Source organism: Allobosea sp. WAO (assembly GCF_001509835.1).
In the GTDB taxonomy this organism is placed as follows: Bacteria; Pseudomonadota; Alphaproteobacteria; order Rhizobiales; family Beijerinckiaceae; genus Allobosea.
Genome location: NZ_JXTJ01000004.1, coordinates 358,568 through 375,667 on the forward strand (window position 1 = coordinate 358,568; position 17,100 = coordinate 375,667).

The window sequence follows — 17,100 nt, forward strand, 5'->3', positions numbered from 1 at the left end:
CAGTGTCGCTCATGGCGCTTCCAGTTCAGGCAATCGGCGGTTCAGGAGAACAGGTCTTCCGCCTTGCGCAGGGCCTCGACCAGCTTATCGACTTCCTCCAGCGTATTGTAGAGGCCGAACGACGCACGGCAGGTCGACGTCACCCCATATCGTGCGAGCAGAGGCATCGCGCAATGGGTACCGGCCCGCACGGCGACGCCGGCCCGGTCAATCACGGTGGCGACGTCGTGCGCATGCGCGCCCTTCATCTCGAAGGCGACAATCGCGCCCTTCTCCTTCGCCTTGCCGAAGATGCGGATCGAGTTCATCTCGCCGAGCCGCTGCATGGCGTAGTCGTGGAGGCGCGCCTCATGGGCCGCGATGTTCTCGCGTCCGAGCGCCATCATGTAGTCGAGCGCGGCACCGAGGCCGACCGCCTCGATGATCGCCGGGGTACCGGCCTCGAAGCGGTGCGGCGGATCGTTATAGGTAATCGCGTCCTCGCTGACGGTCAGGATCATCTCGCCGCCACCCTCATAGGGAGGCAGCTTGGCGAGCCATTCGCGCTTGCCCCAGAGCACGCCAGAGCCGGTCGGCCCATAGTTCTTGTGGCCGGTGAAGGCGTAGAAATCACAACCGAGCGCCTGTACGTCGACCGGCAGATGGACCGCGCCCTGGCTGCCGTCGACGACCAGCGGGATCCGGTAGCTCTGGCAGATCTTCGCGACCTCGGCGATCGGGACGATGGTGCCGATCGCGTTCGACATATGCGTCAGCGCCACCACCTTGGTCCGCGGCGAGATCAGCTTCTCGAACTCCTCGATGAGGAAATTGCCGTCCTCGTCGACCGGCGCCCATTTGATCACGGCGCCGTGGCGCTCGCGCCAATAGTGCCAGGGCACGATGTTGGAGTGGTGCTCCAGGATCGAGAGGATGATCTCGTCGCCTTCCTGGATCTTCAGGTGCTGCCCGAGCGACGAGGCGACAGCGTTCAGCGCCCCCGTCGAGGAGCGCGTGAAGATGATCTCCTCGATATGGGCGGCGTTGAGGAAACGCCGCGCGCTTTCGCGCGCCGCCTCATAGGCCTCGGTCGAGGCATTGGCGAGATAATGCAGGCCGCGATGGACGTTGGCATAGTCCTCGCGCATCAGCTTCGTCATCGCCTCGATAACCGCCTCGGGCTTCTGGGCCGAGGCGGCATTGTCGAGATAGACCAGCGGCTTGCCGTAGACCTCGCGCGAGAGGATCGCGAAATCCTTGCGGATGGCCTGGACGTCGTAGGGCTTCGCGATCACGTTCATGGCTCAACCCTTTCCGGGCTCGGGCGTGCGGTTGGCGACGAGGATGCCGGCATGCCCCCAATCCTCGCGCTCGATCTCCTGGATCACGATATGGGTGTTCTGCGGGTTCTTGCCGAGCACGCGCACCAGAGTCTGCGTGAACTCCTTGACGATCTCGGCCTTCTGCTCGCGGCTCGCGCCCTTGGTGAGCTGCAGGTTGACGTAAGGCATCAGATCGTCTCCAGCTTCGGCGCCGCCTCGCGCTGCGAGAGCCAGCGGTCGATCTCCCGCATGACGATCTCGCGCACTGCCTCGTCGCCGACGAACTCGGTGACCTCGCCGGCAAAGGCGGTGAGCACCAGCGCCTCGGCCTGCGGCCGCGGCAGACCGCGCGCCATCAGGTAGAAGAGCTGCTCGCCATCCATCTGCGCGACGGTCGCACCATGGCCGCAGACCACGTCGTCGGCGAAGATCTCGAGCTCGGGCTTGTTGAACATCGTCGCGCCGTCATTGAGCAGGAGCGCGTTGCTCTTCATGCTGCCGTCGGTCTTCTGCGAATGCTGGCGAACGACGACCTTGCCCTGGAAGACGCCGGTCGCCTCACCCTCTATGATGTTCTTGAACAGCTCGCGGCTTTCGCCATGGGCCGCCGCATGATCCATCACCAGCGTGACGTCGGAGTGCTCCTGCTTGCGCAGCAGGTTGATGCCGCGCAGCGCCGCCCGGCTGTGCTCGCCGGCGTAGCGCACGAAGCTCTGCTGGCGCAGCACGCCGCAGCAGGTCGCGAGCGCGACCGAGGCGAAGTTGGCATGCGCGCCGATCTCGGCGAGCAGCGACTGCACCCGCACAGTCTCCGGCCGCTGGCGCGTGACGATGCGGACATGCTCGACCTCGGCATTGTCGCCGACGGCAAAGGACAGCGCGCTGTTGATCTGGCTCGGGGCCGCGCCGACGCTCTCGCACTGCTCGACGACCGTGGCCTTCGCCCCGGCGCCGACCGAAACCAGCACGCGGGAGAACTGCGCGGTCTCCTTCGCGCCGGAATCGATGCCGAGAAGCAGGATCGGCCGCGAAAGCTCGACGCCGGGCGCGATCTCGATGACTATGCCGTCCCGTGCGAAGGCCGCGTTGAGCATCAGCGCGCTGTCGTCGCGCGCCACTTCCGGCAGCGCGAGCGCCGCCGCCGTCGCCTCCGGCGCCTCGGTCAGCGCCTCGGCAAGGCTGCGGACCGTGACGCCCTCGGGCAGCGTGTCGAGGTCGGAATCGGTCGGGCTGAAGATGCCGTCGATGCTGACCAGGCGCGGGCCCGGGATGGTCTGGATGGCGAGACGGTCGGCCACCGCCTGCGGACGCTCGGAGCGGCGCGCCAGCGGCATCGCCTCGCGCACGAGCGAGCGCAGATCGGTATAGCGCCAGGATTCGAGCCGGCGATGCGGCAGGCCTTTGGCCTCGAAGCCGGCGAAGGCATCCTCGCGCAGCTTGCGCACCGCGCCGGCGCCCGGCAGCTCCGCCTTCACATTGGCGAACTGCTCGGCGAGCTGCTGCTCGGCCGCGGTCTTGAGGGGGGTGATGATCGCCATTACGCGGCCTCACCATAGGACGCATAGCCGCTCTTCTCGAGCTCGAGCGCCAGCTCCTTGCCGCCGGTCCGCACGATCTTGCCCTTCGACATCACATGCACGGTGTCGGGCACGATATGGTCGAGCAGGCGCTGATAGTGGGTGATGACCAGGAAGCCGCGGTTCTTGGCGCGTAGCGCGTTGACGCCGTCGGCGACGATGCGCAGCGCGTCGATGTCGAGGCCGGAATCGGTCTCGTCGAGGATGCACATGGAAGGCGCCAGGAGCGCCATCTGCAGGATCTCCATCCGCTTCTTCTCGCCGCCGGAGAAGCCGACATTGAGCGGGCGGCGCAGCATATCGCGAGCGATACCAAGGCTATCTGCCGCAGTGTTGACCTGCTTGATGAAGTCGGGCGTCAGCAGCTCGGCCTCGCCGCGCGCCTTGCGCTGCGCATTCATCGCCGCCTTGAGGAAGGTCATGGTGGCGACGCCGGGGATCTCCAGCGGATACTGGAAGGCGAGGAAGATGCCGGCGGCGGCGCGGGCATCGGCCTCCATCTCCAGGATGTTCTCGCCATTGAGCAGGATCTCGCCGTCGAGGACCTCATAGTCCTCCTTGCCGGCGATGACGTAGGACAGCGTCGACTTGCCGGAGCCGTTCGGCCCCATGATCGCGGCGACCTCGCCGGCGTTCACGGTGAGGTTGAGGCCGTTGAGGATCTGCTTGTCCTCGTCGGCGATCTTGACGACCAGATTGCGAATTTCGAGCATTTATTTCGTTCTTTCGTGAGCCCTCATCCTGAGGAGCGCGCGCAGCGCGCGTCTCGAAGGATGCGTTTCAGGAGCAAGCCCACCATCCTTTTAAGACGCCGCCTCTGGCGGCTCCTCAGGATGAGGGCTGGTGAAAATCAGCCGACCGAGCCTTCCAGCGAGATCGTGATCAGCTTCTGCGCCTCGACGGCGAACTCCATCGGGAGCTGCTGCAGCACCTCCTTGACGAAGCCGTTGACGATCAGCGCCACCGCTTCCTCCTCGGAGAGGCCGCGCTGCTGGCAGTAGAACATCTGGTCCTCGCCGATCTTCGAGGTGGTCGCCTCGTGCTCGAAGATCGCGCTCGCGGTCTTGGCCTCGATATAGGGGATGGTGTGCGCGCCGCACTGGTCGCCGATCAGCAGCGAGTCGCAGTTGGTGAAGTTGCGCGCGCCCGTCGCCTTGCGGTGGGCCGAGACCATGCCGCGATAGGTCGAGTCCGATTTGCCGGCCGCGATGCCCTTGGCGATGATCTTCGAGGTCGTGTTCTTGCCGAGATGCAGCATCTTGGTGCCGCTATCGACCTGCTGGGCGCCGTTCGACACGGCGATCGAGTAGAACTCGCCGCGCGAGCCGTCGCCGCGCAGGATGCAGGACGGGTACTTCCAGGTGATCGCCGAGCCGGTCTCGACCTGCGTCCACGAGATCTTCGAGCGCTTGCCGCGGCAGTCACCACGCTTGGTCACGAAGTTGTAGATGCCGCCCTTGCCCTCGGCGTCGCCCGGATACCAGTTCTGCACGGTCGAGTACTTGATCTCGGCATCGTCGAGCGCGATCAGCTCGACCACCGCCGCATGCAGCTGGTTCTCGTCGCGCTTGGGCGCCGTGCAGCCTTCGAGATAGCTGACATAGGAGCCCTCGTCGGCGATGATCAGCGTGCGCTCGAACTGGCCGGTATTCTGCTCGTTGATGCGGAAATAGGTCGACAGCTCCATCGGGCAGCGCACGCCCTTGGGGATGTAGACGAAGGAGCCGTCGGTGAAGACGGCGCAGTTCAGCGTCGCGAAGTAGTTGTCGGTCACCGGAACCACGGTGGCGAGGTACTTCTTCACCAGCTCGGGATGCTCGCGGATCGCATCCGAGATCGAGCAGAAGATCACGCCGGCCTTGGCGAGCTCCTCCTTGAAGGTGGTGACGACCGAGACCGAGTCGAACACGGCATCGACCGCGACGCGGTTCTCCGGAGCGACGCCGGCCAGAATCTCCTGCTCGCTGAGCGGGATGCCGAGCTTCTTGTAGGTCTCCAGGATCGCCGGATCGACCTCGTCGAGCGATTTCGGCGCGGCGCCCTTCTTCGGCGCGGCGTAATAGTAGATGTCCTGATAGTCGATCGGCGGGTACTGCACCCGCGACCAGTTCGGTTCGGTCATGGTCTTCCAGCGCCGGAAGGCGTCGAGGCGCCATTCCAGCATCCATTCCGGCTCGTTCTTGCGCGCCGAGATGTAGCGGACCGTGTCCTCGGTCAGGCCCTTGGCCGGCTTGTCGACTTCGATCTCGGTGACGAAGCCGTACTTGTACTCGGTCACGTCGATCGACTTGACCTGGTCGATGGTCTCCTGGACCGCTGCCATATCTACTCTCCTGTCGCGGGTTCAAGGCCCGCCGGTTTGGTCTTCGTCTTGTTGGTCGTGTTCGTCTTGCCGCAGGGTTCAGGCCGCCGCCTGTTCCTGCCGGTTCGGTATCGTGGCCACCGCCTTCGCATAGGCCACGAGAAAACGCTCGATATCTGCCCCGGAGGTGGTCCATCCGAGCGAGGCGCGCAAGGCCCCCGCGCTCATGGCAGGGTCTACTCCCATGGCGGCGAGCACATGCGAGCGCTTGACCTTGCCCGAGGAGCAGGCCGAGCCCGAGGACAGGGCGACACCAGCGAGATCGAGCATGATCAGCGCCGTCTCGGCCTTGATGCCCGGCGTGGCGAAGGCGCTGGTCCCCGGGAGCCGGGCAACCTTGCCGCCGAATACCATGGTCTTGGGCGCCAGCTTCGCGAGGCCGACCTCGAGCGCATCACGCAGCCCGGCGAGCCTGACAGCCTCGCTCGCGAGAGCAGCCTTCGCTTCTGCGGCAGCAACGCCGAAGCCGACGATGCCGACCACGTTCTCGGTGCCGGCGCGCCAGCCGCGCTCCTGGCCACCGCCACGCATCGGCTTGTCGGCGAGCTCGAGCGCCCCGGTCCGAAAGACGATGGCGCCGACGCCCTGCGGACCGCCGAGCTTGTGCGCCGACAGCGTCAGGATGTCGACGCCGAGCGCCTCTATGTCGATGGCGACCTTGCCGGCCGCCTGGACCGCATCGCTGTGGATCAGGGCGCCATGGCGCCGCGCGATGGCAGCCGCCTCGGCGACCGGCTGGATCACCCCGGTTTCGTTGTTGGCGAGCTGCAGCGAAACCAGCGCCCGTTCGGCAGGCCGCTCCTCGGCATGGCGGGCCAGCCGTGCCGCCAGCCAGCCAAGATCCGCCAGACCGTCGCCATCGACGGGAATTGCCTCGACGGAGCCGGCCGCAAAACGATGGCCATCGCGCACGCAAGGATGCTCGGTCGCACCATGGAGCAGGAGCGCCACCGGCGCACGCACGCAGTCGCGCCCGCCGCTGCAATCGCTCAGGCCCGGCGCCAGCACCGTCGCGTTCGCCTCGGTTCCGCCGCTGGTGAAGACGACATTCGCGGTCTTCGCCGCACACAAAGCCGCGACCTGTTCGCGCGCCGCTTCAATGGCTGCGCGCGCGGCTCGGCCCTCGCCATGCACGGAGGACGGATTGCCGGTCGTTTGCAGCGCCCGCAGCATCGCCTCCGCCACGGCCGGGCGCACCGGCGTCGTGGCGTTATGGTCGAGATAGCTCCGGTGCGTCGCGTTAAACAGCGTCATTGCTCCATGTCCACACGGGCCTGCCGCGGCTGCGGCACGAAATGCTTGAAACTGCACCCCTGCGCCGTGCTATAGCCGCCCGTCCGAGCCGCACGGACTGGAGCGGCAAGCGTTCACCCGCCTGCTTGTTCCCGTCCTGTTCACGGCTGTTAGAACCATTCTAAGCGCTTGATTTAGGGCGCGAGCGGCGGGGCCGTCAAGGGCGAGCGCATGCATCGGTGGCATTCCTGCCGCTTTTGCGCGCTTGCTCCGCAGCTTTGCCCAGCAAAAGGCGAGATACGATGCCCGAGGTGATTTTCAACGGACCGGCCGGCAGGATCGAAGGCCGCTACCAGCCCGCCAAGAAGCGCGGCGCGCCACTGGCCATCATCCTGCATCCGCACCCGCAGTTCGGCGGGACGATGAACAACCAGATCGTCTACAACCTGTTCTACACCTTCGTGAACCGGGGCTTCTCGGCGCTGCGCTTCAACTTCCGTGGCGTCGGCCGCAGCCAGGGGCATTTCGACCATGGCGCCGGCGAACTCTCGGACGCCGCCGCGGCGCTCGACTGGATGCAGGCGCTGAACCCCGAGGCCAAGAGCTGCTGGATCACCGGCGTCTCCTTCGGCGCCTGGATCGGCATGCAGCTCCTGATGCGTCGTCCGGAGATCGAGGGCTTCCTCTCAATCGCCGCGATGGCGAACCGCTACGACTTCTCATTCCTCGCACCCTGCCCGTCCTCCGGCCTGTTCGTGCACGGCTCGGAGGATCGCGTCGCCCCCGTCAAGGAGGTGATGGCGGTGATCGAGAAGGTGAAGACCCAGAAGGGCATCCAGATCGAGCATGCCGTGGTCGAGGGCGCCAACCACTTCTTCGACGGCCGCGTCGATCAGCTGATGGAGCAGGTCGGCGTCTATCTCGACCGCAAGGTCGGCCCGGAAATCCTGAAGACCGAGCAGGAACAGGCCTGAGATTTCGCCTATCGGCTTCGAACCGTCATGCTCGCCCTTGGGGGCGAGCATCCACGTCTTGAACACGGCGCTCGATCAGTGAAGTGAAGACGTGGATGGCCGGGACAAGCCCGACCATGACGGCAAACCGTCAAACCATCGAGTCCACCATGACCACCTTTAAGTCCGACTTCCTGCGCACCCTCGACGAGCGCGGCTTCATCCACCAGATCTCAGACCCGGAAGGGTTGGATCAGGCGGCGCTGAAGGGGCCCATCTCGGCCTATATCGGCTACGACGCGACGGCGACCTCGCTGCATGTCGGCCATCTCATGCAGATCATGATGCTGCACTGGATGCAGGAGACCGGCCACAAGCCGATCGCGCTGATGGGCGGCGGCACCACCATGGTCGGCGACCCATCCTTCAAGGACGAGGCGCGCAAGCTCCTGACCCAGGAGACGATCGAGCAGAACCTTGCGGGCATCCGCTCGGTGTTCTCGAACTATCTCGACTTCTCCGGCCCGGCGACGATGATGAACAACGCCGACTGGCTGCTCGGGCTGAACTATCTCGAATTCCTGCGCGATGTCGGCCGGCACTTCTCGGTCAACCGCATGCTGTCCTTCGACAGCGTCAAGACGAGGCTCGACCGCGAGCAGTCGCTGTCCTTCCTCGAATTCAACTACATGATCCTGCAGGCTTACGACTTCGTCGAGCTCAACAAGCGCACCGGCTGCATCCTGCAGATGGGCGGCTCCGACCAGTGGGGCAACATCGTCAACGGTATCGATCTCGGCCATCGCATGTCGGACGTGCAGCTCTACGCGCTGACCTCGCCGCTGCTGACCACCGCCTCGGGCAACAAGATGGGCAAGACCGCCTCCGGCGCCGTCTGGCTCGACGCCAAGCTGCTGCCGGTCTTCGAGTTCTGGCAGTACTGGCGCAATACCGAGGACGCCGATGTCGGCCGCTTCCTGAAGCTCTTCACCAAGCTGCCCATGGCCGAGATCGCCCGGCTGGCAGCCCTGGGCGGGGCCGAGATCAACGAGGCCAAGAAGGTGCTCGCGACCGAGGTCACGGCGCTGCTGCACGGCAGGCAGGCGGCGGAAGCCGCGGCCGAGACCGCGCGCAAGACCTTCGAAGAAGGCGAGACCGCTCAAGATCTGCCGAGCGTCGAACTGCCGAAGGCGCAGTTCGAGGCCGGGCTCGGCGTGCTCAGTGCCTTCGTCAGCGCCGGCCTCGTGCCCTCGACCGGCGAGGCCCGCCGCCAGATCAAGGCCGGCGGCCTGCGCGTCAACGACCAGATCGTCACCGACGAGCGCGCCAGCCTCGGCCTCTTGGACCTGACGGACGGCACCGCCAAGCTCTCCTTCGGCAAGAAGAAGCACATCCTGCTGCGGGCCGTCTGACTGCCCAATGCGAAGCCCGGGCAGCGTCCCTGCCCGGGCGAATCGAAATCTCAGGAACTCACGACAAACGACTGAGAAAACTCACAGTTTCGACCAGAGATTGCCGGGGTCATTCCCGTTGCCGCAAAACCGGCGACGCACGAGCCAGCCGCCGCTCCTCCACGAACTGCGAGCGGCCGCATCCTGAGCCTCAGCGCTCAGCCGTATCGGGGACCTTGCCCTGCGGTCGCTGCTCGAGCGGGCCGCCGCCAAGCGGATCGATGAAGCGGCGCAGGATGCCGGGCGCGATCGCCGAGAGCGGATTGACCGTCATGGTCGGCGCCGTCGCCGAGCCCGAGACGCGGAAATTCACCGCGAACAGCCCGCCATACTGGCCGCCGCCGAGAATCATCCCGACCACCGGAACCTGCGCGAAAGCATTGTTGAGCGCATAGCCCGGCACGAACGTACCGCCGATATCGACCCGGTCGCGGCCGTAATCGACATTGCCCTGCAAGGTGAAGCCGACCTGCTGGCCCCAGATCACCGCCTCGCTGATGTCGATGCGGCTGGCACTGCGGGTGAACTCGGCCCGCATCTTGGTGAAGGCGACCTCGCTGACGTCGATGCGCTGCGGGATCGGCGCGCCATTGCGATCGAGCGCGCTCGGGGCGGTCGTGCTCTGCGCCCCGACGACGCGGCGCAATGCCGGCTCGTCGCGCACAGTGAAATTCCGCAGCAGCACCTCACCGTCCTGGCGGACATCGCCCGCCCCAAGGCGCAGGACGAGATCGCCACCGTGAGCGCGACGGTAGAGGTCGAAGAATCGCAGCGTCGCACCGCCATTCTCCGATTGAAGCACCAGCGGTCCGGCCCCCTCGCCCTGCCGCGCCTGCTTGATCGAGAGGTCGGCCCGCCCGATCCGGCCGGTGTAATTGATCGATCGGACGACGCCGCCACGTCGCGACAGCTTGAGCTGCGAGTTGCCGAGCGCCTCGTTGTTGAAGCCGGTCAGGATCGGCACGTCGAGATCGAGCTCGTAATCGGGGCCGGCTGGCGCCGCGCCACGGGCGCCGCGCGTCGGTGCCGCCGGCGCGCTCATCAGGTCACGGATGAAGGGGCGGACATCGAGCACGGCGCCGCGCACGGAGAGCTTCGTCACCGCCCCGTCGCGGGAAATCTCGACCTTGTTCAGATTATCGCCCGGAGAGAGCCTGAGCTGCGACAGGCTGGCGCTTTCGAAGGCGTTCTGCTTGTTCAGTGAAACCCGGCCCTTCACCAGGATCGGGGCGCTGTCGATGGTCAGATCCTCGAAATCCGGCCCGTCCGCATCCGCCACGTAAGTGAAGACCGCCCGGCCGGCCCGGCCGGCCGGCTTGCCTAGGCCGGGAATGGGGCTGTCGATCGCCGCGCGCGCCAGGTCGATCTCGACGCGTGGCGGCGCCTCCGGCGTCTTACCGAGCGTCTTGATCACCTTGACCTGAAGCACCCCGTTGATGCCGGCTTCCGGGCCGATACCGCGGCGCTGGCGGGCGGCGTTGTCGAGCGTCAGCGAAACCGTCGCCTCGCCCTGCCCCTTGGCGTTCTGGCGCAATTCGATCGGCCCACGATCGCCGCCGATGCGGCCTTCGCCCTTGATCGACAGCTGGCCACGGTCGTAGTTCAGCGTGAGATTGGCGCCGTCCAGCTTCTCGTTGCCGAGCAGCGTGTCCGACGCGACGCCGGTCAGCGTACCGTTGCTCTGGATCACCACGTCGGCAAAGCTCAGATCGTTCACCAGCGGCAGCGAGATCTGGTTCTTCAACTCACTCGTCCCGCGCAGCGATGCCGGATCGATCTGCAGCGGCGAGAACTCCTTGAGCGCCGGAAATCCGAACAGCGAGAGCAATGCGTCCATCGAGCCGGTCGAGCGGAAACCGATCCGTGCCAGCGCTCGATCGGCCCAGCTGTCCGTCATCGTGAAGCTGCCCTCGTCCAGCATCAGCTTGCGGCCATTGCCGAGATCGGCCGCCGCCTGAGCGATGCCGAGCTGCACCGTGCGACCGGTAATCGTGCCGGCGACGCTGGCATCGACCAGCGGAGGCAAGCCGGGGCTCGGCAGGAAACGGACCTGCGAGCCCTTGAGCACCACGGTGATGGCATCGTCGTCCATGCCCTGGCCGCCATGCAGGCGCGCATTGGCCTCAGGAGACATCGCAAGATCGACCGTGATCTCCTCGACCCGTCCGCCGAGGATCTGCCGGCTCAGGGTCGCATGCAGATCGGGCGAGGTCACAGCCGGCCAGACAGCGAGCGCAGCGCGCATGTCGGAATTGACGGCCCTGATCTTGAACTGATGCGAATTGCGCTCGCCGATGCGGCGGGCGGCCCCGGAGCCCTCAGCATCGATCAGCGGTCCCTTGACGACGAGCTGCTCGATCCGGACTTCGCCGGCGGCAGGCTCGACCTCAAAGGCGGCCCGAAGCTTGTCGACTGCGACCGGTGCATCATGGTCGACGCCGGCGACCTGCCCGGCCCCCTCGAAGCCGACCTTCCAGACCCCGCCCTCCTCGCGCGCCTGCCCACGCCCGATCAGCTTCGTCGCCCCCGCCTCGATCTCGGCCGTGGCGATGCGTACGGTCTTGAGGCCGTCCTCGCTGTCGAAATCGAGGCGTGCGCCCTGAATCTCGAGCGGCTCGAGCGCTGCGCTGCGGAGATTGACGACTCCAGGCGCGACATTCAGCCCGGCCGCGATCTTGCGAGCCCCGTCCGGCATCTGGGTCAGAGAGATCTTGCCGCTGAGCGCCAGCCCGTCGAGCGCGACAGTCGCGTTGCCGAAGGCGAGGGCCACCGCCTCCGACGGCTCGAAACGCCGGATATCGATGCTCGCCCGGCGGGTACCGTCGGGACTGCTCGACAGATCGAGGGTGACATCCTTCCAGCGCGACCCGGTGCGTCCCCGCGCCGCGAGCCTGGTCAGCCCGCCGCCAAGCCGCTCCAGCCTGACCTCGACATCTTCGAGCCCAGCCTTCTGGCGTCCGGAAGGGTCGATCAGCGTGACCCGCGCGCCGCCCATGCCGGCCTGCTCGAGCGAGCCGAGCAGGCCGTCACCCTCGGCGAGCGCGCCGATCGCGTTCATCACGCCGGTGAAGGCATTCCAGTCTGCGGGATCGCCGACGACCGGCGCATTGGGCAGTGGCACGGCTTGGGCGCCCTGCTCCAGCAGCAGTGCACCGTCCTGGGTGACGCCGAGACGGATATTGACGCCGCGTAGATCAAGGGAAACCAGCTTGATCTCGCCGCGCAGCAGCGCGAACGGCTCATAGCCGAGCACGGCCTCCGGCGCCCTGAAGGAAGCGCCGCCCGAATGACGGAACGAGACCTGCTGGACCCGCAGCCGCGAACGGCCATCGACACGGTCGAGCCCGGCCTGCTCGACCTCGACTTTCCAGTTCGGGCCGAGCCTTTCTTCGATGGCGTTTGAAATCCGGCCTTCCAGTCCCGAGAGCGGAATGAAACCGCTGACGAGCAGGGCGCCGGCCGCCAGGCTCAGCGTCACGACAGCTACGACAATAGCGACGCCGATCGTGACCACGCCCTTCCAGGCGCGCTTTGCCACCGCGGCGGGGTCACAGGCTTCCGCTTGCGTCGGAGCAGGCGCCGCGGCGATCGGCGCCGGAGTGTTCCTGTTGTCCTCGGTCAAGAAGGATTCGCTTCATGTCTTGCGGTTGAAAGGCCCGGCATCCGGTCAAACGCCCTTCCGGCACAATGCGCGCGACCGCCCGACGGGTACAGCCCGCGACAAAGTAACCGATTCTCCGGCCGCATGTTCCTGCTCTCTGGCCTCAGCCGGCTCAGCGTCCTATGGCTCGCCAGCCCATGCGGCGCGATATCGACCAAAGGAAGGCAGACATGGCCCTGAACGAAGGCAGCTTCGCCCCAGACTTCACCTTGCCGAAGGACGGCGGCGGCACTGTGACGCTCTCGGAGCTGAGAGGCGGCAAGGTCGTGCTCTACGCCTACCCCAAGGACGACACCCAGAGCTGCACGCTCGAAGCGACCGCCTTTAACGGCCTGCGCAAGGCTTTCGCCGCCGCCGGAACGCGAATCATCGGCGTCTCGCCCGATTCGGTCGCCAGGCACGACCGCTTCAAGCAGAAATATGACCTGGAGATCGATCTCCTCGCGGACGAGAACCGCCAGATGATCGAAGCCTATGGCCTGTGGGTCGAAAAGAGCATGTATGGCCGCACCTATATGGGAGTGGAGCGCACCACCTTCCTGATCGATGCTTACGGCAAGATTGCCCGGATCTGGCGCAAGGTGAAGGTGAAGGGCCACGCCGAAGAGGTGCTTCTGGCCGCCGAAACCCTCTAAACCGCGAAAAGGGCGCGGTTTTCGGGGTCGCTTTGCGATTGATTAACCCTAACAGGGTCTAATCGGATCATCGCAGCGTCACAGTCGGTATTGCGTATGACACTCCCCGATTCCGCGGACCACCCCCGCGCGCCGGCACTCGCCGTGACCGGCATCCTCGCCCGTCGCAGTTTCGCCATCCGCCGTTCGACGGCGCTACTGGGGCTCTCGCTGCTCGGCCTGACCACGGCCTGGAGCGGCGCGACCACTTGGTACATCCTGCGCAAGGATGATCTCGCCGCCCGGCTGATCAACCGCGAAACCTCCAGGCAATACGCCTATGAGGACCGCATCGCGGCCCTGCGCGCCGATATCGACCGGCTCGCCAGCCGCGCCCTGCTCGACCAGGACGGCGTCGAAGCCCGCGTCGGCGAGATCGCCATGCGCCAGGCCGAGCTCGAATCGAAGCAGGCGCTGGTCAGCGCCGTCACCGAGACCCTGAAGGCCAACGGCATCGGCATCACGCAGGCCTCGAAGTCCGCCGCGGGGCCGCGCCTGATCAAGCCGGAAGCGCCGACCCGGGCCTCCAGCGTCAGCAGCTTCGCACCGCTCGGCCCATCCAAGCCGACCCCGGCACCCGATACCCCCCTGCTTCGCGGCGCCGAAGATCGCAATGCCGGCCCATGGCAGTCCGGCGAGGCACCGGAGCCGGTGTCGCCGGCGCAGCGCGTCGCCGAAGCGCTGGAACAGCTCGATCAGGCGATCGACCAGACCGGCTCGTCCCAGCTCGGCACGCTCCGCAACATCGACCGCAGCCTCGGCGAAACCCAGAAGACGCTGCGCTCGGCGCTCGCGGAAACCGGCCTCGACACCGACCGCCTCGCGGCCACCACGAGCATTGCCAAGGGCGTTGGCGGCCCCTTCGTTCCGATCAAGATCGACCCCGCCGCCGGCCCGTTCGAGGCGACGCTACACAGCCTGCAGCCGCGCATCGCCGCGGTGTCGCGCCTGCGCGAGCTCGCGCTGCAATTGCCGCTGCGCCGCCCGCTCCAGGGCGAGATCGACATGAGTTCGAACTACGGCTACCGCGTCGACCCGTTCACTCGCGGCCCGGCCATGCATACCGGAATGGATCTGCGCGCCGAGACCGGAACGCCGGTCCGCGCCACCGCCGCGGGCAAGGTCGTGACCGCCGAATATTCCGGCGGCTATGGCAACATGGTCGAGATCGAACATCCCGGCGGCATCAGCACCCGCTACGCCCATATGTCGGCGATCCTGGTTTCCGTAGGCCAGAACGTCAGCGCTGGCACCCTGGTCGGCCGCGTCGGCTCGACCGGCCGCTCGACGGGCCCGCATCTTCACTACGAGACCCGCATCGACGGCGACACGCTGGATCCGATCCGCTTCCTGCGCGCCGGAGACAAGCTCGCCGGCCAGCTCTGACGGGCAAGCAAAAGCCCCGCGAAGTCTTCCGCCCCAAGGACAGGACTTCCTCGCGAAGATCTTAATCAGCCTCCTGAAGAAAGAACCTTCAGGAGGCTGATTTGATTCGAGAATCCCGCATCCCGTGGAAAAGCCGGACCGCCGTTCGAAGCGCCGCGGCTCGCTTCCTGGCCGTCCCGCAGGATTTCGGCCAAGCGCGCTAGCGCAACGCCTCCGCGATCGCCGCTGCGGCAACCGCGTGGCCATACTCGTTCCAGTGCGCGTCGGAGTGGAAGTCGAAACGCTTCTGGTTCTTCGCCCAGTCCGACAAGAAAACCGGATGGAGGTCGAGGAAGGGAATGCCGTGCCGGCCTGCCATTTCGGCAGCGATGCGGTTCAGGCGCAATGCGCTGCTGTCGCGCCCGGCATAGATCGCCTGCCGCTCGCCATCCATGACGAGCTGGAGCTTGGCGCCGACCGCCTCGGCGCGCGCCTTCAGCCGTCCGAACAGGTAGTCGATGGCGACTCGGATGTCGGCCTCACGCGCCAACACGCCGGCAACATCGATATTGGCGGCGAACCCGCCCTCTCCCGCGGCCTGCGCCGGCCCGAGGATGGCATCCAGCAGCACCTGCGGCCGCACCTGCCAGCGATAGAGCAGGAAGCGCGCTGTGGCGGTCTGGCGCAGGCTCTCGAATGCGCCGGGATGCCAGGGCTCCGGCGGCACCTCGCCGGCGACGCGGCCGTCCTCGATGCGCAGCTTCAGGAAGCTCGAGGTGTAGCGACCCGGCTTGAAGACGAAGCTCTCGTCGAAATCATTGTGGACCAGCATCACGACGATGCGGTCGGGACGACGGCTCTCGACCTCGCGCTCGACCATCTGGAGGTACTGGCTGAGCGGAGCGCCGGCGACGCCGAAGCGATAGCCCTCGACCGTCCCCTCCGGCCCCAGTGCCGCCACCGTCTTTTCGGCGAATGTCCGGTCGAACGGCACCTGCAGGGCCTCGACGAAGCTGTCACCGACGAAAGCGATCCGGGAAATGCCGGGCCGACGCTCGATCGGATAATCCGGGAGGGGCGAATTCCAGCCCTGCGCGTTGATCTTGAACGGCGCCGCGATCTCGTCTCGGACGCGCCAGGTTCCGGCCTGCCCAGGCTGATAACGCACGACGCCGTTGAAGAAGGCGTTGCGTGGCACGTCGCTGCCAGGCAGCAGGAAGCGGAACAGCACCAGCTCGCAAAACAGCGCGAAGAACAGAATGCTGCCGGCCAGGACCGCGAGATTGATCAGGATCTCGCGGCCGCGGGAACGCTTCTCCGCGCTCAATCGATGTCCTCGACTTCGACCTCGGTTCCGTAGACCCGCTGCGCCAGCGAGGCCTCCATGAACGGGTCGAGATCGCCGTCGAGCACGTCGGACGGAGCCGTCGACGCGACGCCGGTGCGCAGGTCCTTCACCAACTGATAGGGCTGCAGGACATAGGAGCGGATTTGATGGCCCCAGCCGATATCGGTCTTGGAAGCCTGCTCGGCATTGGCCTTGTCTTCGCGCTTCTTGAGCTCGACCTCATAGAGGCGGGCGCGCAGCATGTCCCAGGCCTTGGCCCGGTTCTTGTGCTGCGAGCGCTCCTGCTGGCAGGCCACCGCGATCCCGGTCGGGATATGGGTGATGCGCACCGCCGAATCCGTGGTGTTGACGTGCTGGCCACCGGCGCCGGACGAGCGATAGGTGTCGATCCGGCAGTCGGATTCCTTGATGTCGATCTGGATGCGGTCGTCGACCACCGGATAGACCCATACCGAGGCGAACGAGGTCTGCCTGCGGGCGTTGGAGTCAAACGGCGAGATCCGCACCAGGCGATGCACGCCCGACTCGGTCTTCAGCCAGCCATAGGCGTTGTGGCCCTTGAACTGCAGCGTCGCCGACTTGATGCCGGCCTGGTCGCCGTCCTGATAGTCGAGCGTCTCGACCTTGAACTTCCGCCGCTCGCCCCAGCGCCGATACATGCGCAGCAGCATCTCGGCCCAGTCCTGGCTTTCTGTGCCGCCGGCGCCGGGATGGATTTCGACATAGGTGTCGAGCATGTCGGCCTCGCCCGAAAGCAAGGTCTCGACCTGCCGGCGCGCCGCCTCGACCTCGACGGCCTTGATCGCCGCTTCGCCCTCGGAGACGGTGGCCGCATCCTCTTCTATCTCGCCGAGTTCGATCAGCGTCAGCGCGTCGTCGAGATCACGCTCGAGCTTGGTGATGCCGTTGATCTGGTCCTCGAGCGAGGTCCGCTCGCGCATCAGCTTCTGCGCGGTTTCGGCATCGTTCCAGAAATCAGGGCCTTCGGAAAGAGCGTTCAGCTCTGCGAGACGTCTTTGCGCGACATCCCAGTCAAAGATGCCTCCTCAGCAGTCCAATCGACTGCTTGGCGTTATCAAGTTGCGTCTGGATTTCTGGGCGCATGATTCTGAGTCTGTTTCCGTCTGCCGCTTTGGCCTGGGCGCTGAGATAGGGGCGAAAGGACCGGCTGTAAA

The 17,100-nt window shown here is 66.2% G+C and carries 13 protein-coding genes; 4 read left to right on the forward strand and 9 right to left on the reverse strand.

Annotation, left to right across the window (positions count from 1 at the left end):
• Positions 1-41 precede the first annotated feature (41 nt).
• From DK26_RS06180 to DK26_RS06205, 6 genes are all read right to left on the reverse strand, one after another.
• Positions 42-1,280 (reverse strand): cysteine desulfurase, encoded by a 1,239-nt coding sequence (locus DK26_RS06180; protein ID WP_066469404.1) that lies wholly within the window; start codon positions 1,278-1,280, stop codon positions 42-44.
• A 3-nt stretch (positions 1,281-1,283) separates the two neighbouring features.
• A complete protein-coding gene (locus DK26_RS06185; protein WP_066469407.1) occupies positions 1,284-1,490 on the reverse strand; it encodes a 4-oxalocrotonate tautomerase family protein in 207 nt (68 codons plus the stop codon).
• A complete protein-coding gene (gene sufD, locus DK26_RS06190; RefSeq protein ID WP_066469409.1) occupies positions 1,490-2,839 on the reverse strand; it encodes a Fe-S cluster assembly protein SufD in 1,350 nt (449 codons plus the stop codon). The genes DK26_RS06185 and sufD overlap by 1 nt, the downstream gene beginning before the upstream one ends.
• Entirely contained in the window at positions 2,839-3,591 is a 753-nt protein-coding gene (sufC, locus tag DK26_RS06195; protein WP_066469411.1) for a Fe-S cluster assembly ATPase SufC, read from the reverse strand. The genes sufD and sufC overlap by 1 nt, the downstream gene beginning before the upstream one ends.
• Positions 3,592-3,728: 137 nt before the next feature.
• On the reverse strand, positions 3,729-5,201 hold the full coding sequence (gene sufB, locus DK26_RS06200; RefSeq protein WP_066469413.1) for a Fe-S cluster assembly protein SufB: 1,473 nt from the start codon (positions 5,199-5,201) through the stop codon (positions 3,729-3,731).
• 78 nt (positions 5,202-5,279) lie between these two features.
• Complete coding sequence (locus DK26_RS06205; RefSeq protein WP_066469415.1) at positions 5,280-6,494, reverse strand: cysteine desulfurase family protein; 1,215 nt, start codon at positions 6,492-6,494, stop codon at positions 5,280-5,282.
• A 281-nt stretch (positions 6,495-6,775) separates the two neighbouring features.
• Between DK26_RS06205 and DK26_RS06210 the strand changes: the two genes are divergently transcribed.
• Complete coding sequence (locus DK26_RS06210; protein WP_066469417.1) at positions 6,776-7,447, forward strand: alpha/beta hydrolase; 672 nt, start codon at positions 6,776-6,778, stop codon at positions 7,445-7,447.
• A gap of 149 nt (positions 7,448-7,596) precedes the next feature.
• A complete protein-coding gene (gene tyrS, locus DK26_RS06215; RefSeq protein ID WP_066469419.1) occupies positions 7,597-8,838 on the forward strand; it encodes a tyrosine--tRNA ligase in 1,242 nt (413 codons plus the stop codon).
• Between the two features lie 190 nt (positions 8,839-9,028).
• Here the strand turns inward: tyrS and DK26_RS06220 are convergent, their stop codons facing one another.
• A complete protein-coding gene (locus DK26_RS06220; protein ID WP_066469421.1) occupies positions 9,029-12,499 on the reverse strand; it encodes a hypothetical protein in 3,471 nt (1,156 codons plus the stop codon).
• A gap of 209 nt (positions 12,500-12,708) precedes the next feature.
• Between DK26_RS06220 and DK26_RS06225 the strand changes: the two genes are divergently transcribed.
• Together DK26_RS06225 and DK26_RS06230 are read left to right on the forward strand one after the other, a co-directional pair.
• On the forward strand, positions 12,709-13,173 hold the full coding sequence (locus DK26_RS06225; RefSeq protein ID WP_066469423.1) for a peroxiredoxin: 465 nt from the start codon (positions 12,709-12,711) through the stop codon (positions 13,171-13,173).
• 96 nt (positions 13,174-13,269) lie between these two features.
• The gene (locus DK26_RS06230; protein WP_066469425.1) at positions 13,270-14,598 is read left to right on the forward strand and encodes a M23 family metallopeptidase; all 1,329 of its coding nucleotides are present in this window, start codon (positions 13,270-13,272) and stop codon (positions 14,596-14,598) included.
• A gap of 199 nt (positions 14,599-14,797) precedes the next feature.
• Here the strand turns inward: DK26_RS06230 and DK26_RS06235 are convergent, their stop codons facing one another.
• Positions 14,798-15,904 (reverse strand): GDSL-type esterase/lipase family protein, encoded by a 1,107-nt coding sequence (locus DK26_RS06235; protein WP_066469428.1) that lies wholly within the window; start codon positions 15,902-15,904, stop codon positions 14,798-14,800.
• A protein-coding gene (gene prfB, locus DK26_RS06240) for a peptide chain release factor 2 (RefSeq protein WP_157089533.1) occupies positions 15,901-17,029 on the reverse strand; the annotation gives its coding sequence in 2 pieces (ribosomal slippage) (positions 15,901-16,959 and positions 16,961-17,029; 1,128 coding nt in all). The genes DK26_RS06235 and prfB overlap by 4 nt, the downstream gene beginning before the upstream one ends.
• Positions 17,030-17,100: the final 71 nt, after the last annotated feature.